At 67.5% G+C, this 18,354-nt stretch carries 18 protein-coding genes; 6 read left to right on the top strand and 12 right to left on the bottom strand.

Going from position 1 to position 18,354, the window contains the following annotated elements; genetic code table 11:
• Window positions 1-24: 24 nt before the first annotated feature.
• Window positions 25-1,314, top strand: a complete 1,290-nt coding sequence (lysA, locus tag ACFWP0_RS24030) for a diaminopimelate decarboxylase (RefSeq protein WP_377846462.1) — start codon at window positions 25-27, stop codon at window positions 1,312-1,314.
• 42 nt (window positions 1,315-1,356) lie between these two features.
• Here the strand turns inward: lysA and garL are convergent, their stop codons facing one another.
• The 7 genes from garL to ACFWP0_RS23995 all read right to left on the bottom strand — a co-directional run bounded on the left by garL (window position 1,357) and on the right by ACFWP0_RS23995 (window position 8,250).
• Window positions 1,357-2,124 carry a 2-dehydro-3-deoxyglucarate aldolase gene (gene garL / locus ACFWP0_RS24025; RefSeq protein WP_377846353.1) on the bottom strand — a complete coding sequence of 256 codons (768 nt, stop codon included), beginning with the start codon at window positions 2,122-2,124 and terminating at the stop codon, window positions 1,357-1,359.
• Between the two features lie 58 nt (window positions 2,125-2,182).
• Window positions 2,183-3,184, bottom strand: a complete 1,002-nt coding sequence (locus ACFWP0_RS24020; RefSeq protein ID WP_377846351.1) for a Bug family tripartite tricarboxylate transporter substrate binding protein — start codon at window positions 3,182-3,184, stop codon at window positions 2,183-2,185.
• 48 nt (window positions 3,185-3,232) lie between these two features.
• Window positions 3,233-4,978 (bottom strand): L-arabinonate dehydratase, encoded by a 1,746-nt coding sequence (gene araD, locus ACFWP0_RS24015; protein WP_377846349.1) that lies wholly within the window; start codon window positions 4,976-4,978, stop codon window positions 3,233-3,235.
• A 47-nt stretch (window positions 4,979-5,025) separates the two neighbouring features.
• Window positions 5,026-6,138 carry an Ldh family oxidoreductase gene (locus tag ACFWP0_RS24010; RefSeq protein ID WP_377846347.1) on the bottom strand — a complete coding sequence of 371 codons (1,113 nt, stop codon included), beginning with the start codon at window positions 6,136-6,138 and terminating at the stop codon, window positions 5,026-5,028.
• A gap of 49 nt (window positions 6,139-6,187) precedes the next feature.
• A complete protein-coding gene (locus ACFWP0_RS24005; RefSeq protein ID WP_377846460.1) occupies window positions 6,188-6,892 on the bottom strand; it encodes a FadR/GntR family transcriptional regulator in 705 nt (234 codons plus the stop codon).
• A gap of 202 nt (window positions 6,893-7,094) precedes the next feature.
• Window positions 7,095-8,024, bottom strand: coding sequence for a dihydrodipicolinate synthase family protein (locus tag ACFWP0_RS24000; RefSeq protein ID WP_377846345.1), 930 nt, complete (start codon window positions 8,022-8,024; stop codon window positions 7,095-7,097).
• Between the two features lie 91 nt (window positions 8,025-8,115).
• Window positions 8,116-8,250: a hypothetical protein gene (locus tag ACFWP0_RS23995; RefSeq protein ID WP_377846343.1), complete on the bottom strand. Its 135-nt coding sequence runs from the start codon at window positions 8,248-8,250 to the stop codon at window positions 8,116-8,118.
• Between ACFWP0_RS23995 and ACFWP0_RS23990 the strand changes: the two genes are divergently transcribed.
• The 3 genes from ACFWP0_RS23990 to ACFWP0_RS23980 all read left to right on the top strand — a co-directional run bounded on the left by ACFWP0_RS23990 (window position 8,249) and on the right by ACFWP0_RS23980 (window position 11,348).
• Window positions 8,249-9,250 carry a Bug family tripartite tricarboxylate transporter substrate binding protein gene (locus ACFWP0_RS23990; RefSeq protein WP_377846341.1) on the top strand — a complete coding sequence of 334 codons (1,002 nt, stop codon included), beginning with the start codon at window positions 8,249-8,251 and terminating at the stop codon, window positions 9,248-9,250. The genes ACFWP0_RS23995 and ACFWP0_RS23990 overlap by 2 nt on opposite strands.
• A gap of 74 nt (window positions 9,251-9,324) precedes the next feature.
• Window positions 9,325-10,296 carry a Bug family tripartite tricarboxylate transporter substrate binding protein gene (locus ACFWP0_RS23985; protein WP_377846339.1) on the top strand — a complete coding sequence of 324 codons (972 nt, stop codon included), beginning with the start codon at window positions 9,325-9,327 and terminating at the stop codon, window positions 10,294-10,296.
• Between the two features lie 95 nt (window positions 10,297-10,391).
• Window positions 10,392-11,348, top strand: coding sequence for a 2-hydroxyacid dehydrogenase (locus tag ACFWP0_RS23980; protein WP_377846337.1), 957 nt, complete (start codon window positions 10,392-10,394; stop codon window positions 11,346-11,348).
• Window positions 11,349-11,499: 151 nt separating this feature from the next.
• Here ACFWP0_RS23980 and ACFWP0_RS23975 read toward each other — a convergent pair whose 3' ends face one another.
• The 3 genes from ACFWP0_RS23975 to radA form a co-directional block, all read right to left on the bottom strand.
• Complete coding sequence (locus tag ACFWP0_RS23975) at window positions 11,500-11,715, bottom strand: hypothetical protein (RefSeq protein ID WP_377846335.1); 216 nt, start codon at window positions 11,713-11,715, stop codon at window positions 11,500-11,502.
• Between the two features lie 355 nt (window positions 11,716-12,070).
• Window positions 12,071-12,850, bottom strand: coding sequence for a sulfite exporter TauE/SafE family protein (locus ACFWP0_RS23970; protein WP_377846333.1), 780 nt, complete (start codon window positions 12,848-12,850; stop codon window positions 12,071-12,073).
• 71 nt (window positions 12,851-12,921) lie between these two features.
• Window positions 12,922-14,283 (bottom strand): DNA repair protein RadA, encoded by a 1,362-nt coding sequence (radA, locus tag ACFWP0_RS23965; RefSeq protein ID WP_377846331.1) that lies wholly within the window; start codon window positions 14,281-14,283, stop codon window positions 12,922-12,924.
• A gap of 374 nt (window positions 14,284-14,657) precedes the next feature.
• Here radA and ACFWP0_RS23960 point away from each other — a divergent pair, with 374 nt between their 5' ends.
• Both ACFWP0_RS23960 and hpaR read left to right on the top strand, forming a co-directional pair.
• The gene (locus ACFWP0_RS23960; protein ID WP_377846329.1) at window positions 14,658-15,290 is read left to right on the top strand and encodes a hypothetical protein; all 633 of its coding nucleotides are present in this window, start codon (window positions 14,658-14,660) and stop codon (window positions 15,288-15,290) included.
• A 107-nt stretch (window positions 15,291-15,397) separates the two neighbouring features.
• A complete protein-coding gene (gene hpaR / locus ACFWP0_RS23955; protein ID WP_377846327.1) occupies window positions 15,398-15,862 on the top strand; it encodes a homoprotocatechuate degradation operon regulator HpaR in 465 nt (154 codons plus the stop codon).
• Here hpaR and hpaD read toward each other — a convergent pair whose 3' ends face one another.
• On the bottom strand, window positions 15,863-16,714 hold the full coding sequence (gene hpaD / locus ACFWP0_RS23950) for a 3,4-dihydroxyphenylacetate 2,3-dioxygenase (protein ID WP_377846325.1): 852 nt from the start codon (window positions 16,712-16,714) through the stop codon (window positions 15,863-15,865).
• A 38-nt stretch (window positions 16,715-16,752) separates the two neighbouring features.
• Window positions 16,753-18,219 carry a 5-carboxymethyl-2-hydroxymuconate semialdehyde dehydrogenase gene (gene hpaE / locus ACFWP0_RS23945; RefSeq protein ID WP_377846323.1) on the bottom strand — a complete coding sequence of 489 codons (1,467 nt, stop codon included), beginning with the start codon at window positions 18,217-18,219 and terminating at the stop codon, window positions 16,753-16,755.
• Between the last annotated feature and the right edge of the window lie 135 nt (window positions 18,220-18,354).

The following is an 18,354-nucleotide window of genomic DNA, read 5'->3' as shown; positions in this document are numbered from 1 at the left end:
CATTCCCATAAGGTCCAGCACGCCATGGCATTCGATCCGCGCCAACTCACCCGACTCGCCGCCCAGCACGGCACGCCGCTATGGGTGTACGACGCCGCCGTCATCCGCGAACGCATCGCGCAACTGCGCCGCTTCGACACGGTCCGCTACGCGCAGAAAGCCTGCTCGAACCTGCACATCCTGCGCCTGATGCGCTCGGAAGGCGCGGTCGTGGACGCGGTGTCGCTGGGCGAGATCGAGCGCAGCCTGGCGGCCGGCTTCCGGCCGCAGGATGAACCCGAAGGCATCGTCTTCACCGCCGACCTGATCGACCACGCCACGCTGGCCGCCGTCCTCAAGCACCGCATCACGGTGAACGCGGGCTCGCTGGACATGCTGTCCCGCGTCGGCCAGGCCTCGCCGGGCCACCGCGTGTGGCTGCGCATCAACCCGGGCTTTGGCCACGGCCACAGCAACAAGACCAACACGGGCGGCCCGCAAAGCAAGCACGGCATCTGGATCGACGACGTGGCCGAAGCCGTGTCCATCGTGCGCCGCCATGGGCTGAAGCTCGTCGGCATCCACATACACATCGGCTCCGGCGTCGACTACGGCCACCTGTCCAGCGTGTGCGACGCCATGGTCGACGTGGTGAAGTCGCTGGATCACGATATCGAGGCCATCTCCGCGGGCGGCGGCCTGTCCATTCCCTATCGCGAAGGCGAGCCGCGCATCGACTGCGACCACTACTTCGAGCAATGGGATGCGGCGCGCAAGCGCATTGCGCAACACCTGGGGCACGACGTCCGCCTGGAGATCGAACCGGGCCGCTTCCTGGTCGCCGAGGCCGGCGTGCTGGTGTCGGAAGTGCATGCCGTCAACCGCCGCCCCGAGCGCGACTTCGCGCTGGTGGACGCGGGATTCAACGACCTGATGCGTCCGGCCATGTACGGCAGCTATCACCGCATTTCGGTGCATGCGCCGGACGGCGGACACCCGCCCAGCGCGGCCGAGACCCGCATCGCCGTGGCCGGCCCGCTGTGCGAGTCGGGCGACGTGTTCACGCAGAACGAAGGCGGCGTCATGTCCGACCAGTTGCTGCCGCAGCCGCGCATCGGCGATTTCATGGTCTTTCACAACGCGGGCGCCTACGGCTCGTCGATGTCCTCCAACTACAACAGCCGTCCGCTGGCGCCGGAAGTGCTGCTGGACCAGGGCGAAGCCCGCCTGATCCGCCGCCGCCAGACGGTCGCCGACCTGCTGGCGCTGGAGGAGCCCCACCCTCAGGTGTCAGACACCGTGCACCCTCAGGTGTCAGACACCTCGCGTGTCTGACACCTGCCGTATCCGATTGCCGGCGCCTGACACACGGAAGGGTTACGTGGGAAACGCCTCGCGCAGCGCGAAGGTCGCCTGCTTGAACACGCCCAGGTCCGTGCCCACCGCCACAAAGTGCATGCCCATGTCCAGGTAGCGCCGCGCATCGGCATGCACCGGCGCCAGGATGCCCACCGCCTTGCCCTGCGCGGACACGTGCTGGTGCAGGTGGCGGATGGCTTCCTGCACCTCGGGATGGCCAGGATTGCCGATATGGCCCAGGGCCGCGGCCAGGTCGGACGGTCCGATGAACACGCCATCCACGCCCTCTACCGACGCAATCTCGTCCACCGCCTCGATTCCCGGCCGGCTTTCGATCTGCAGCAGCACGCAGATGTTGTCGTTGATGGTCTGCAGGTAATCCGGCACCGTGCCGTAGCGGTTGCTGCGCTGCGCGCCCGCCACGCCGCGGATGCCCTGCGGCGGATAGCGCGTGGCGGCCACCGCCAGGCGCGCGTCCGCCTCGGATTCGATGAACGGAATCAGCAGGTTGTAGAAGCCGATGTCCAGCAGGCGCTTGATCTGGACCGGATCGTTCCAGGACGGCCGGCCCACGGCGGCGCTGGCGCTGCCCTGCAGGGCCTGGAGCTGTTGCAGGAACATCGGCACCTCGTTGGGCGAGTGCTCGCCGTCCAGCAGCAGCCAGTCGAAATCCGCCAGCCCGACCAGTTCGGCGGTGATGTGGCTGGACATGCACATCCAGAATCCGATGAGCCGTTCGCGGGCCAGGATGCGTTGCCGGAAACGGTTGGGTAGAGGTGAGTTCATTGCCGCCTTCAATAGTAAAAAAATAAGAGTCAGGCCGGGCCGCGGCCCGGCCCTGCGTTCAATCCAGCTTGGCGCCGGAGGCCTTGGCCGCCTTGCCCCACTTGGCGATCTCGACATCGACGAAAGCCGAGAACGACTTCGGATCATTGCCCACCACCACGAAGCCCACGCTTTCCAGCTTCTGCCGGATCTCGGGCGAGGACAGCGCCTTCACCGTTGCCTGGTTCAGGCGGTCGATCACGGCGGGCGGCGTCTTCGCGGGCGCGGACAGGCCGAACCACGACTCGGCGGAAAAGCCCGGATAGCCCGACTCCGCCACCGTGGGCGTATCGGGATAGGCCGGGTTGCGCTTCGCGCTGGCCACCGCCAGCGCGCGCACCTTGCCCGAGGCGACCTGCGGCAGCAGCGCGTCCTGGTTCAGGAACAGCACCGAGACGCGGCCTCCGATGAGGTCCGTGATGGCCGCCGCGCCGCCCTTGTAGGGCACGTGGACCAGGTCGATCTTGGCGTCCTGCTTGAGCATCTCCATGGCCAGGTGGCCGGAGGAGCCGCTGCCGGAACTGGCGTGCGTGTACTTGCCGGGATTCTCGCGCGCGAGCTTGATGAAGTCGGCGAAAGTCTTGCCGGGAAACTCGTTATTGGCGACGAGCACGTTAGGGCCGGTGGCCAGGAGCGAGATGTGGGCGAAGTCAGTGTTGCGGTACGGCATGTTCTGGTAGACCGCGTAGCTGATGGCGTTGGACCCGACGCCGGACAACAGCAGCGTGTAGCCGTCCGGCTCGGCCTTGGCCACCACGTCCGAGCCGATGTTGCCGTTGGCGCCTCCCTTGTTCTCGACCACGACGGTCTGCCCCAGCTCCTTGGACAGCTCCGCCGCCAGCAGGCGGCCCACGGAATCGGTGCTGCCGCCCGCGGGGAACGGCACGACCAGCTTCAACTGCCTGGCGGGCCACGTTCCCGCCTGCGCCATCAGGGCGCCCGGCAGCATGGCCACCGCTCCCATTGCCGCCGCGGCCAGGATGGCCAGGCGTCTGCGCGCAGGCTGCTTGTTTTGTTGCATGGGTTGTCTCCTCGTTGGTTTTTTTAAGTATTGCGCCCGGTGTCCGGGTCAGTGGATTTCAGGCTCGCCCGCGGCCTTGGCGCGCGTCTCGCTCTGCAGAAAATCAAAATCGCAGCCCGTGTCCGCCTGGCCGATATGCTTCAGGTACAGCACGCCGTAGCCGCGCTCGAAACGGGGCGGCGGCGTTTGCCAGGCGGCGCGGCGCTCGGCCAGCTCGGCGTCGGAAACCAGCAGTTCCAGCCTGCGGGCAGGCACGTCCAGCGTGATGCGGTCGCCGTCCTTGACCAGCGCCAGCGGCCCGCCCACATAGGCCTCGGGCGCCACGTGCAGCACACAGGCGCCGTAGCTGGTGCCGCTCATGCGCGCATCCGAAATCCGCACCATGTCGCGCACGCCTTCCTTGAGCAGCTTCTGCGGGATGGGCAGTTGGCCCCACTCCGGCATGCCGGGCGCGCCCTGCGGCCCGGCGTTCTGCAGGACGATGACGCTGTCGGCGTCCACGTCCAGGTCCGGATCGTCGATGCGCGCCGCCATGTCGTTGTAGTCCTTGAACACGACCGCGCGGCCCGTATGCACCTGCAGCCGCGCTTCCATCGCGGGCGGCTTGATCACGGCGCCGTCGGGCGCGAGGTTGCCGCGCAGGACAGCCAGCCCGTCGCGCTCGATCAGCGCCTGCGCGCGCGGACGGATCACGTCTTCGTTGAAGATGCGCGCGCCCGCGATGTTCTCGCCCAGCGTGCGCCCGTCCACCGTCCGCTGCGAGGTGTCGAGCAGGTCGCCCAGCTGCACCAGCATGGCGCGCAGGCCGCCCGCGTAATAGAAGTCTTCCATCAGGTACTTGCCCGCCGGGCGCAGGTTGGCCAGCACCGGCGTCGTGCGCGCCAGGTGGTCGAAGCGGTCCAGGTCCAGCCCGAAGCCGCTGCGGCGCGCCATGGCGATCAGGTGCACCACCGAGTTCGTCGATCCGGACAAGGCCAGCACCGTGCGCACGGCGTTGTCGTACGAGGCGGCGGTCAGCAGGTCGGACGGCTTCAGGTCTTCCCAGACCATTTCCACGATGCGCTTGCCCGTCAGGCTGGCCATCTGCGCATGGCGCGAGTCCGGCGCGGGAATGGACGATGCGCCCGACAGGCACAGGCCCAGCGCCTCGACCGCGCCCGTCATGGTGGACGCCGTGCCCATCGTCATGCAATGGCCCGGAGACCGCGCAATGCCGTCCTCCACGCCCTGCCAGTCTTCCTCGGTGATGTTGCCGGCGCGCAGCTCCGCCCAGTACTTCCACGTGTCGGAACCGGAGCCCAGCGTATTGCCGTTCCAGTTGCCGCGCAGCATGGGCCCGGCCGGCACGAAGATCGTCGGCAGGTCCATCGACACCGCCCCCATGATGAGCGCGGGCGTGGTCTTGTCGCAGCCGCCCATCAGCACGCAGCCGTCGGCGGGATAAGAGCGCAGCAGCTCTTCGGTCTCCATCGCAAGCAGGTTGCGGTAGAGCATGGTCGTGGGTTTCTGGAAGGGCTCGGACAGGCTCATGGCGGGCATTTCCACCGGGAAGCCTCCCGCCTGCCAGATGCCGCGCTTGACCTCTTCGACCCGCTGCTTGAAATGGCTGTGGCAGGGGTTGATGTCGCTCCAGGTATTGATGATGGCGATCACCGGCTTGCCGGCGTAGTCCGACCGGTGATAGCCCATCTGCGCCGTGCGCGAACGGTGGCCGAAGGATCGCAGGTCTTTGACGCCGTACCAGCGGTGGCTGCGCAGGTCTTCGGGCTTCTTGCGCTTGTCGGAATTGCTCATGTCTCGCTTCCTCTGCTCTTGGGCGGGGATTTATGGGAAATGTCGAATCAGGCCGGATCCAGCAGGTAGGGCGTGCCGGCGCGCTCGCAGATGCCGCGCAGGCGCTCGGCCAGCGCGGCGGGAATCGGAATGCCTACCCGCAGCCGGCGCGCGCGTTCGGCGGCTTCGGGCTCGCCCGCCACCAGCACCGGCTCGGAGGGATCAGCGGGCGGCGTGTCGTGCAGGGCGTCGATCATGTCGTCCATGTCGGACTCGAACGAGCCCGCCGCGCGGAAGGCGTCGGGGTTGAGCGCCAGGAAGAAATGCCCCACGTCGTCCGGCTCGCCCGGACGCCGGGTCGCCGCGCGCCGCACGGCAAAGGCGCTGCCGCTGAGCGTGCCGCCCAGGATCTGCGCCATCATCGCCAGGCCGTAGCCTTTGTGGCTGCTCATCGCGGACGTGCCGCCCAGCGGCGTCAGGCCGCCCTCGGGATGCTTGAAGATGAACTGCATGGCGGCATCGGCGTCCGTGACCGCCGCGCCCTTCCCGTCCACTGCCCAGCCCGGCGGCAAGGGCTTGCCCAGGAAGTCATAGACCTTGACCTTGTTGGCCGCGACGGTGGTGGTCGCCATATCCAGCACAAAAGGCTCGTTGTAGGCGGCGGGCGCGCCGAAGGCGATGGGGTTGGTGCCCAGCATGGGCATGGCGCCCCGCGTGGGCACCATGATGACGCCGTTGGCGCTGCTGGTCACCAGCCCGACCACGCCGCGCTCGACCGCGATGCGCGCATAGACGCCGGCCGCGCCGAAGTGATGCGAGTTGCAGACCGACACGGCGCCCACGCCGTGCTCCAGGGCCTTGTCCACCGCCAGATGCATGGCCTGCGCGGCGACGGGATAGCCCAGTCCGCCCATGCCGTCGATCAGCGCGCTGGCGCCGCCGTCGCGCACCACGCGGGCGCGGGCATCGAGCCGCAGGGTGCCCGCGCGCCATTTTTCCTCGTAGGCGGGCAACATGGAAATGCCGTGCGAGTCGATGCCCAGCAGATCCGTGCGCGCCATCAGGCCGGCCGTGGTGTGCGCCAGGTCCTCGTCCATGCCCCAGGCCATCAGCACCTGCAATATCTGTTCCCGGACCTGCTCCACCGGCACGTCCGTTGCGCTTGATCCATTCCCTCGCACTGTTTGTCTCCTGTTGTACTTGGCTTGTCGCGGCGGGCCTGGAACCGGGTCAATCGCGGTCGCGATCCACCAGCCGGTGCCGGGCCTGGCCCAGATGGAATTGCATGGCGACGCGGGCGCGCTCGCCGTCCTGTTCGCGGATGGCGTCCAGAATGGTGGCGTGCTCGTCGACGACGCGTTGCGCGCGCTGCCGCGAACCCGTGCGCGTCAGGTTCAAGGTTAGGCGCATGAAGCCGCTGATGGAGTCGTGGATGCTCTCCAGCACGCCCAGGTAGAAGTCGTTGCCGCTCGCTTCCGCGATGCTGGCGTGAAACGCCAGGTCAGCCTCGGCGGACACCTGTCCGCGCGCCAGGGTGTCGGCGAACGCCGCGTGCGCGTCGGCGATCTTCTTGAGCTGTTCGTCGGTGCGGCGCAGGGCCGCCAGGCGCGCGGCGTCGCCTTCCAGCGCCACGCGGACCTCTTGCGCCCGCAGATAGGCGCTGACGTTCTGCACGTCGTTGAAGGTCTTCAGGCGCGGCGCGGGCTGATGGCTGACGAAGGTGCCCAGCCCCTGGTGCGCGGTGATGAGGCCATCGGCGCGCAAGCGCAGCAGCGCTTCGCGCACGACCGGCCGCGACACGCCGAAGCGTTCGGATATTTCGTTTTCGGACGGCAGCTTGTCGCCGACGTTGAGTCCGCCGGACACGATCTGTTCGAAGATCTGTCCGTACAGCTGGTCCGCCAGCCGCACCCGGTGACCGCGCTCCAGCACCAGCGCGCCTGGAACGTCTGGCTCGGCGGGCGCTTGCGGCGCGGGTGGGGGCGATGCTTTGGGTCGGGCCACGAAACCTCCTCGTAATAGGGCCTGTCCACATACGCGGAACAGGCCCCGAGGCGCTACTCACGATGTGTGGACAGCGCTCATCGTACCGTCATTGCGCGACGAAGGGAGCGGCGTCCGGCCATGCCGCGGGCATTCACGCCGTTGCGGTTTCGCGGTCCCAGGCGGCCAGCGCGCGCGCCACGGGCGCCACGCGTTCGCGCTCGGCGCTGGAGATGCCCGTCAGGAGCGGCAGCATCGGTCCCATGTCCGCCACGCCAGACAAGGTCACCGCGTCGTGCAGCACGCGGATGGGGCTGATGCCGTCGCGGCAGTCCTCCAGGCCCAGGTAGTGTTCGCGCACGGCCTCGGCTTCGTCGTAGCGGCCGTCGCGCAGCAGATGCAGCAGCCGCATGGAGCCGCGCGGCGCCACGCAGACCGAACCCGAGGTGAAGCTCTTCAAGCCGAAGTCGCGGTAGTGGACGATGGCCGGACGCTCGCCGATGCCGCTGACGATCCAGCGCGAATCCACGGCTTGCAGCATGGCCGACAGGTAGGCGTCCTTGGCGGGGTCGTCGCGCACGACCGCGTACTTGAAGGCGGCGATGCGGCCTTCTTCGATCAGGCGCGCCGCCGTCTCCGGGGCCAGGTAGTCAGCCGACTTGATGTAGATCACCGCCGGCTTGCCCAGCGCGTCCGTGAAGCGGCGCACGCCGTCCGCCAGGCCGGCGTCGGTATAGGGGAAGGCCATGGGCAGCAGCATCGCCGTCGGGAACGGACGCGAACGCAGGATCGCGGCCTGGTCCATCATCTTTCCGTAGTCGGGGCCCACCGAAGGCAGGATCCAGGTGTCCGCGCCGGCCAGCCCGGCCAGCATGTCCACGATGCGCGCGTATTCGCTCACGCCCACGTTGTAGAAGTTGGCGTTGCCGCCGTACATCACGTTGCGCACGCCGCCCGCTTCCAGGTGGCCGAGCAGGGCCTTGTTGGCCGCTTCGTTCAAGGACAGGTCGGCGTGGCGGGCCAGGGGCGGGACGGCGATGACCGAGCGCTGCAAGTCCTGGGCGGTGACCGGGGAAGTTTTCATGGACGGGCTCCTGGCTGATCCAGTTGTCAGATAAGTAAGGTGAAAAAAGTATACTTGGTTGACAAGCATAAGCTCAATACCTATATTTGTTTTACAAGTAGATCGGCAGCACATTACGCATGGCGCCCAGGCGCCATGCGGCGTCAAAGCCCCCGGCGGCGCCGGGAGCGGAATACCCCCCAGAAACGATGCGCGGCCACGCGCACACCGAGGAGACGAATTCCATGCATGCAGCCCCTGTGCGAGGCCGGTTCATCACGGCCGCCCTGCTGACGGCCACCGCCTTTCTACTGCCGGCCGCGCCGGCGCTGGCGGACTACCCCGAACGCGACGTCAAGATCGTCGTGCCCTTCCCCGCCGGCGGCACCGCCGACATCGCCGCGCGCGTGGTGGCGGCCGAGCTGGGCAAGAGCTGGAACAAGGCCGTGGTGGTGGACAACAAGGCCGGCGCGGGCGGCAACGTCGGCACGGCGGAGGCCGCGCGCGCCACCCCCGACGGCTACACCTTGCTGATGGGCACGGTCAGCACGCACGCCATCAACCAGTCCGTCTACGCCAAGCTGCCCTACGACCCCGTCAAGGACTTCGTGCCGGTCACGCTGGTCATCCCGGTGCCCAACATCCTCGAGCTCAATCCCAAGTTCGCGGACAAGCACGGCATCCGCACGGTGGCGGACCTGATCAAGTACCTGAAGGCCAACCCCGGCAGCGTGAACATGGCCTCCACCGGCAACGGCACGTCCACGCACCTGTCGGGCGAGCTGTTCCAGAGCATGACGGGCACGCGCATGACGCACGTGCCCTACAAGGGCAGCAGCCCCGCCCTGACCGACGTGATGGCGGGGTCCGCCGACCTGATCTTCGACAACCTGCCTTCATCCATGGGCTTCATCAAAGGCGGCAAGCTGCGCCCCCTGGCCGTGACCACCGCCAGCCGCTCGCCCGCGCTGCCCGATGTCCCCACGATGGCCGAGGCCGGCGTCAAGGGCTATGAAGCGTCAAGCTGGTTCGGCCTGCTGGCCCCAGCGGGCACGCCGCCGGAAATCGTGCAGAAGATCCAGCGCGACGTGGCCGCCGCCTTGCAGCAGGAACCCGTGCGCGCCCAGCTGCAGGCCCAGGGCGCCACGCCGTCAGGCAACACCCCCACCCAATTCAAACAGTTCATGGCTCAGGAAACCGTCAAGTGGGCCGAGGTCGTAAAGCAATCCGGCGCCAAGGTCGACTGACCCGGCGTTGATCCGGGCCCGTCCGCAACGCGTGGGCGGCGGGCTCTTCATCATCACGCGAACCAGGAGACACCATGAACAAACTGATCAGCGCCGTCGTCGCGGCGGGCGCCGTTGTGCTTGGCGCGCCGGCGGCGCAGGCCGCCGGCTACCCCGAAAAACCCGTCACCATGATTGTGCCCTTCGTGCCGGGCGGCTCTTCCGACATCACCGCGCGTTCGGTCACGCCCGCGCTGTCGAAGATCCTGGGCCAGACCTTCGTGGTCGAGAACAAGCCCGGCGCCAACAGCGCCATCGGCGCGCAGGCGCTGTCCCGCTCCACGCCCGACGGCTACACAATGATGGTCGGCTCGATCGGCACCTTCGCCATCAACGAGGCGCTCTACAAGAACCTGTCCTACAACCCCAGCAAGGATTTCGCGTACCTGACGCAGGCCGTTCGCAATCCCAACGTGCTCGTCGCCGCAACCACCTTTCCCGCCAGCACCGTCGCCGAACTGGTCGAGTACGCGAAGAAGAATCCGGGCAGGGTGTCGTATGCGTCCTCAGGCACGGGCTCGTCCGACCACCTGTCGGCCGTGCTGTTTCGCCAGCGCACGCAAAGCACGGGCGTGGACGTGCCCTACAAGGGCGGCGGCGCCGCGATCGCCGACCTGATCGGCGGCCAGGTCAACGTGTCGTTCCAGAACCTGGGCGCGGTGCAGAACCACATCAAGGCGGGCAAGCTCAAGGCCTTGGCCATCACCGGCGACGCGCGCGCGACCGACCTGCCCGACGTGCCCACGCTGGCCGAAGCCGGCATCAAGGACATGGTGGTGTACTCCTGGCAGGGCTTTGCCGTGCCCAAGGGCACCCCGCAGCCCATCGTGGACCAGCTGTCCAAGGCCTTGCGGACGGCGCTGCGCGATCCGCAGACCGAGAAGACGCTGCAAGGAATGGGCTTCGAGGTCGTGGCCAACACCCCGCAGCAATTCACCGAGTTCCAGCAGGGCGAAGTCAAGCGCTGGAAGGACGTGATCCAGAAGGCAAATATCCAGTTGGAATAAGCACATGGGGATGCCCGCTTGCGGGCATCCCCGTCAGCCGGATCCAAGCTTGAATCAAGTAGCATGAAGCCTTCCCCACCCAACCGTACGACAACATGACCACCAAGCAACGCATCATCCAGGTCGGCTCGCTGGCCGGCTCCCCTTCCGCCAACAAGCGTCTCGCGGACGGCTACGACGTCGTCGAGCTGTGGAAGTACCCGGACCGCAAGGCCGCGCTGGCCGAGCACGGCAAGGGCGTCACCGCCGTCGTCACGTCCGCGAACTTCGGCGCCAACGCCGAACTCATCAACGCCCTGCCCGACCTGAAGGCCATCTGCAGCTGGGGCGTGGGCTACGAAACCATTGACGTCGAGGCCGCCCGCCAGCGCGGCGTGCTGGTCAGCAACACGCCTGACGTGCTGACGGACTGCGTCGCCGATCTTGCCTGGGGCCTGCTCATCGCCGGCGCCCGCCGCATGGGCCAGGGCGAACGCTTCGTGCGCGCCGGCCAGTGGGGCCAGGTGCATGGCAGCATCCCGCTGGGCCTGCGCGTCAGCGGCAAGAAGCTGGGCATCGTGGGCCTGGGCCGCATCGGCGAAGCCATCGCCAAGCGGGGCACGGGCTTCGACATGGACGTGCGCTATCACAACCGCAGGAAGCGCGACGACATCGCCTACGGCTACGAGGCCTCGCTCACGGATCTGGCCAAGTGGGCCGACTTCCTCATCGTGGCCACCGTCGGCGGCCCCAGCACGCGGCATCTGGTTAACCGCGAAGTGCTGGAAGCCCTGGGCCCCAAGGGCATCATCGTGAACATCGCGCGCGGCCCCGTCATCGACGAGACCGCGCTGGTCGCCGCGCTCGAAGCCGGCAAGCTGGGCTGCGCCGCGCTCGACGTGTTCGAGCACGAGCCCAAGGTGCCCGAATCCCTGATCAAGAGCGACAAGGCCGTGCTGCTGCCGCACGTCGGCAGCGCCACGGAGGAAACGCGCCTGGCCATGGAAAACATGATGCTGGAGAACCTGCAGGCGTTCTTCGAAACCGGCCGCGTGGTCACGCCGGTGGAGTAAGCCCGTTGTCAGCCGCGGCCGCCCATGCGGGCGCGGAGCAGAAATGAAAAAGCCTCTCGGCGCCCATACCGAGAGGCTTTCGACTTTCCGGCCCCCCGCGGAACCGGCAGTCTTTTACGCAAAGGAACTTGGGCGTTGCCGCCCGTCGCGATTACTTCACCGTCTTTGCGGCCCCACCCGATTTCGTCGCCCCATGCTTGGCGGACGCCTTATCGGACTTGTGATGCTTGTGCTGCGCTTGGGTCTTGCTCTCTCCTGCCTTGGTCGTGGCATCGGCGCCAGCCGCGAACGCCGAAGGCGCCGCAACAAGGCCGAGGCACAGGGCCGAGGTGGACAAGAACGCAGCAATGCGGGAGTGAGTCGTCATTTCATGAACTCCTGAATGGTGAAGGCCCATGGCCTTTTTCCGACACGGGGCGGCAACATCGCCGCTTGGCCCGTACCCCGTTGGAACCCGGTCCATCCAGAAGGTTCAGCGCCGAACCATAAATTTTCCGGCGCTAACGCTTCGTCATGACTGTCTCGGTGTCTGACACCTGCGAGACCTCGGTGTCTGACACCTGCGAGAGACCTCGGTGTCTGACACCCGCGAGAGAGGGTCTTCGACTTGTACTGGCGTCACGAGGGTGTCAGACACCTGCCGACATGCCCACCAAGGTGTCAGACACCTGTCGACATGCCGATACTTGCCACGGGTTGCCCGCCGCGAACCCGGACCACGGCTAGCCCTCGAACGCGAGCAGCGCGACGGTGGCGAACAGCATGATCGCGAAGCTTGCTCTCAGCTTTCGTTCAGGAAGCCGGTACGCGAGCCGCACGCCGATGGGCACGAACAGGAGGCTGCCGATGGCCAGCGGCGCGCCGACCATCCAGTTCGCCTGCCCTGCCCAGGTGTAGGTGATGAGCGCGATGGTGGAGCCCGGGATCACCATGCTCAGCGCCAGCGCCTGCGCGGTGGTCTGCGGCAGGCGGAAGACCGTGGTGATGATGGGCACGGCCAGCACTGCGCCGCCCACGCCGAAGAAGCCGCCCAGGGTGCCGCACAAGATGCCCAGCACGCTGGCGCGGCGCGGCGTGAAGACGGGCGCGTCGCGCTTGGGGGACTGCGCGCGCGTGGCGGCGGGGCGCGAGGCGCGCCACGTCTGCCATGCATAGAACAGCGCGATGAAGAACAGGAACACCGCGAAGCTCTGGCGCAGGACGCTGGAGTCCACGCCCAGCGCCAGCCGCGCGCCCACCCAGGTGAATGCGACCGCGCTGGCCGCGCCCGCCAGCGCCACGCGCTTGTCGATGCGCGCCTGCTGGTTGTACTTGCGCACGGCCATCATGATGGTGGGCAGGACCATGATCAGCGCCGTGCCCTGCGCCAATTGCTGCGACATCCCCAACAGCAGGACCAGCGCGGGAATGGCGATCAGCCCGCCCCCGATGCCCAGCACGCCGCCCATGAACCCGATCAGGCTGCCCGCGGCCAGGCACGCGGCGATAACAAACAGACTCACGTCTTGCTCCAGCAGGCCCGGCCTTGTCCAGGGAGGGCGATCAGAAAGTGAAAGGCTGCGGCCCCCTGGCCTCAGCGCAGCTTGTCCAGCGCGGCGTCCAGCCGGTCCACGGCCCAGATCTCCAGCCCTTCGATGGGCTGGCGCGGCGCGTTGGCCTTGGGGATCAGCGCGATCGAGAAACCGAGCTTGGCGGCTTCGCGCAGGCGCTCCTGGCCGCGCGGCGCGGGCCGGATCTCGCCGGCCAGCCCGACTTCGCCGAAGGCGATCAGGCCGCGCGGCAAAGGCTTGTCGCGCAGCGAGGACATGATGGCCAGCAGCACCGGCAAGTCCGCGGCGGGTTCCGTGATGCGCACGCCGCCCACCGCATTGACGAAGACGTCCTGGTCGAACGTGGACACGCCCGCATGACGGTGCAGCACCGCCAGCAGCATGGCCAGGCGGTTGCCTTCCAGGCCGACGGTGAGCCGGCGCGGGTTGGGCGCGTGGGAACTGTCCACCAGCGCCTGGATCTCCACCAGCAGCGGGCGCGTGCCTTCCTGCGTGGCCATCACGCAGGAACCCGCCACCTGCTGTTCATGCTGCGACAGGAACAATGCGGACGGGTTGGCCACGCCGCGCAGGCCGCGGTCCGTCATGGCGAAGACGCCCAATTCATTGACCGCGCCGAAGCGGTTCTTGAAGGCGCGCACCAGGCGGAAGGACGAATGCGTATCGCCTTCGAAGTACAGCACCGTGTCGACGATGTGCTCCAGCACGCGCGGCCCCGCCAGCGAGCCGTCCTTGGTCACGTGGCCGATCATGACAATGGCGATGCCGGTCTGCTTGGCCAGGCGCGTCAGCTGCGCCGCGCATTCGCGCACCTGCGACACCGAGCCAGGCGCCGCGCTCAATTCGCCGCTATAGAGCGTCTGGATCGAGTCGATGACCGCGACCGTGGGCTTTTGCTCCGATACCGCTGACTGGATGGCTTCCAGGCGGATCTCCGCCAGCAGGTTGACATTGCCCGTCTGCAAGCCCAGGCGGCGCGCGCGCAGCGCCACCTGTTCGGCGGATTCCTCGCCGGTCACATACAGCACGTTGCTGGTCTCGGAGAGCGAGGCCAGAGCTTGCAAGAGCAGCGTCGACTTGCCGATGCCCGGGTCGCCGCCGATCAGCACCACGGCGCCGGCCACCAGGCCGCCGCCCAGCACGCGGTCGAATTCTTCCAGGCCGGTGGGCTGGCGCGGGGTCTCGCGGGCCTCGATCTCGGACAGGCTGCGCACCGGGCTGGTGGAAGCCAGCGGCGCATAGCGGTGGGCGGCCGCGGCGGGCGTCGACGACTCCACCGTTTCTTCAAGGGTGTTCCAGGCGTTGCAATGCGGGCATTTGCCCTGCCACTTCGGGGTGGTGCCGCCGCAGTCGGCGCACACGTATACGGTTCGGGATTTGGCCATGCGCGAAAGTGTACCGGCAACGCGGGACGCATCGGCGCGCGAATCTGTCATTTCGCTTTCACAAAAAGGGACGGGCTGAAGTTACACCATGCAAACACAAGAAATTTCCTGCCGGATCTCTGCAAATCGCGCATAATCGGGAGGTGCAGCGCATTGTCGAACCGTCCGGTCCAGGACGGCATACCCCATGCCAGACGCCAGCAAGGCGCGCGGCGGCGGGAATCGCGGCGCAATCACCTGCGGCTTTCCACAAGGCCGCCTAAACCGGAACAAGACCCGAGCCACGACGAGATCGCCGGACCACCGGCGCGGCGCACGCAGAGGTCAAACGCGGATACGCCCTGCCACCTGGCGTATGCGCGAGGAGTACGCGCATGAGCATTACCTATCGCCCCCCTTTCGATGAAGACGATGAACGGGAACTGCGCGCCCTGTATCGCAAGCCCGGCCCCGGGACCAGTCCCGAACTAGACGCCGCGGTGCGACGCAGCTGGCATCCCGGCCATAGCTGGCACCCCGGATGGGGCGCCGCCGCGTGCGCCGCGATGGTCGTGGGCCTGTTTGCCTGGACCGACATGCGCGAGAGCGCCGACTTGTCCGACATCAACGCGCAACTCATCGCCCCCCAGGAATCCGATGGCAGCCCGGAACGCGCTTCCGCGCCTGAACCCGTCCTGACGGACGCCCAGCCGGCCGCGCCTGTCATGCAGCGCGTCGTCGCGCCGCAGGCGGAACCCGCCGCGAGCCAGCCCCCGGCCGCCGAGCCCGCAAGCCCGGCCGCGCCTGAAGCCGCCGCGGCAGAGACCGCGCAGGGCGAAGCCGCCCAGGTGGAAGTCGTGGCCTACACCGAACAGGAGATCGGCGCCCGCGTGGCCCAGATCCGGACCCTGATCGTGGACGACCGCGAGGAAGAAGCCGTGCAGGCGCTGCGCGAACTGCAGCAAGGCGCGCCCGACTTCGCCCTGCCGGACGACCTGCAAGAGCTGGCCCGGCAGAATCCCATCTGACCGGCCGATCCGGCCCCTTAATCGGCTCCGCGCGCCGCGCGGGGCCGATGGCTGGCGGCGCAACGAATCGGTCAAATATTCGGCGGCTTCTTGCTAACATAGCCGCCATGAGTCCGAGCTTCCACCACCGCAATCTGCCCCACCTGCTGCTCTACGCACGCGAAACCCTGATGGCGCATTTCCGTCCCGTGCTGCACGCGGCGGGCGTCACAGAGCAGCAATGGCGCGTACTGCGCACCTTGAGCGAGGTGCGTTCCATGGAACCCAACCAGATCGCGCGCAGTTGCCAGATCCTGAGCCCCAGCCTCACCCGCATGCTGGCCGGGATGGAAGAGCAGGGCCTGATCAAGCGCGTGCGTTCCAGCGCCGATCAGCGGCGCCAGGAGATTTCCCTGACGGCCAAGAGCAACAAGCTCATCGACCGCATGCGCCCTCACGTAGACGCGAAGTACCAGGAAATCGAAGAGAAGATCGGCAAGGAATTGCTGGACCGCCTGTACCGCGACGTGGACGCCATGGTCGACCTGATCAAGCGCGACGCCTCCGGAGCGGCCGACGCCGACGAAAAGTAGTCAGGCCGGCACCGGCAGGATCGCGTTGATCTGGCCCGTGCCGGAACTGGTGAAGTAATCGGTGACGATCTCCGCCGGCTTGTCGTAGCCGTCCCAGCCCAGCAGCCCCAGCAGCATGGCGGTGTCATGCATGCCGCCCTCGCCCACGCACAGCTGCGCGTATTCGGGCAGCATGGCGCAGAACGTCTTCCAGTCGCCCTGGCGCCACAAGTCCACCACCCGCAGATCCACCTGTCGGTAGAACTCGCGGCTGATGCCGTGCATCGCGGCCTCGGGGCTGCCGTTGTCATTGAAGCGGTGCGACAGCGATCCGCTGGCCAGTACCGCCACGCGGTTGCCGCTGGCCTCGATGGCCTGGCGCAGCGCGGCGCCAAAGCGGCGGCTTTCGTCCAGCGTGTGCCACGCGCACCACGCCGCCACCGACACTACCGCATAGCGGCCGTCGCCGTTCATGTAGCGCATCGGCACGAGCGTGCCGTATTCCAGTTCCAGGCTGTCGATCTCGTGCGAGCGCGTGCCCACGCCCGCGGCATTCGCGCACTCGGCAATGCGGCGTCCCAAGCCGGGGTTGCCGCGGTAGGCGTAATCCATGTCCTTGATGAAGTGCGGCAGTTCGTTGCTGGTGTAGCGGCCCTTGAAGGCGCCATTGCAGTTCACGTGGTAGCCCGCGTTGACCAGCCAGTGCACGTCCAGCACCACGATGGTGTCGACCTCCAGGTCGCGGCACCGCTGGCCGATGATGCGGTGCCCCTGGATGGCGGCCTCGCGGCAGCCCTGATGCTTGCCGGGCAGTTCCGACAGGTACATGGACGGCACATGCGTGACCTTGGCCGCCAGCGCGAGCTTACCCATGATAGTTGTCTCCTCGTTCTTATCGATTCGGCGCGGACTCAGGCGCCCCATTTCGGTATGGGGTGGTTGCCCAGCGACACGCATACGTTCTTGACCTCGGTGTAGACCTCGAAGCTGTACTCGCCGCCTTCGCGGCCCGTGCCGGATTCCTTGACGCCGCCGAACGGCTGGCGCAGGTCGCGCACGTTCTGGCTGTTGATGAACACCATGCCGGCCTCGATGCCGCGGGCCAGGCGATGCGCGCGCCCGATGTCGCTGGTCCAGATATAGGACGCGAGGCCATACTTCACATCGTTGGCCAGCGCGAGGCCCTCGGCCTCGTCCTTGAACGGCAGCAGGCAGGCCACCGGACCGAAGATCTCTTCCTGTGCGCAGCGCATGCGGTTGTGGACATCGGCCAGCACCGTGGGGCGCACGAAGCTGCCGCCCGCCAGATGCGCGGGCAGCCCGGCGGGCGGCTGCGCGCCGCCGGCCAGGATGCGCGCGCCTTCCTGCTCCGCCAGGCGGATGTAGCCCGTGACCTTTTCCCAGTGCTGGCGCGTGATCATCGCGCCCACATGGGTCTTCTCGTCCGTGGGATCGCCCACCGCCAGGCGCTGCGCGCGCTCGGCGAACCTGCGCGCGAAGTCGGCGTAGATCGTCTGCTGGACGAAGATGCGCGACCCCGCCGTGCAGCGTTCGCCATTGAGCGAGAAGATCGTGAACAGGGCCGCGTCCAGCGCGCGTTCGACGTCCGCGTCGTCAAAGATCAGCACCGGCGACTTGCCGCCCAGTTCCATCGAGTACTTCTTGATGCCGCCCCCGCTGGACAGGATCTTCCTGCCCGTCGCCGTGCCGCCCGTGAACGAAATGGCGCGCACGCCGGGATGGCGCACCAGCGCGTCGCCGGCCGTGGCCCCGTAGCCCTGCACTACGTTCAGCACGCCGGCCGGGATGCCGGCTTCCAGCGCCAGCATGCCGAGCTGGTCGGCGGTCAGCGGCGACAGTTCAGACATCTTCAGCACGGCGGTATTTCCCAGCGCCAGGCACGGCGCCGTCTTCCAGGTGGCGGTCATGAAGGGCACGTTCCACGGCGACACCAGCGCGCACACGCCGACCGGCTGATGCAGCGTGTAGTTCAGCATCTGGTCGTCCACCGGATAGGTGTGGCCATTCATGCGCGTGCACACTTCGGCGAAGAAATTGAAATTCTCGGAGGCGCGCGGGATGAGTTGCTTGCGCGTCTGCGAAATCGGCAGGCCGGTGTCCTGCGTTTCCAGTTCGGCCAGCCGCGGCACGTTCTGGTCGATCAGTTCGCCAAGCCGGCGCATCAGGCGGGCGCGCTCCTTGGCGGGCGTGCCGGCCCACTTGGGAAAGGCGTCGGCGGCGGCCGACACGGCGGCGTCGATCTCGGCCTGGCCGCCCGCGGCCACTTCGTCGATGGCGGCGCCCGTGGCGGGGTTATACGTGATGAAGCGGTCCCGGCTGTCGACCTGCCGGCCATTGATCCAGTGCTTGATGCTCACGCGCGGCTCCTTGCCTGTGCCCGCGCCCGGACAAGGGCGGACAAGATGTAATTAACACGTTAACATTATGGTGGCTGGGCGATGCTGTCAACGTCGGGAAATCCCGATCCGGACGCCCTCCGTGTCGCTATATTA

Origin of the sequence: Achromobacter sp. NPDC058515, assembly GCF_042721735.1 — a bacterium.
Taxonomy (GTDB): domain Bacteria; phylum Pseudomonadota; class Gammaproteobacteria; order Burkholderiales; family Burkholderiaceae_B; genus Achromobacter.
This window is presented reverse-complemented; position numbering and strand designations above follow the sequence as displayed.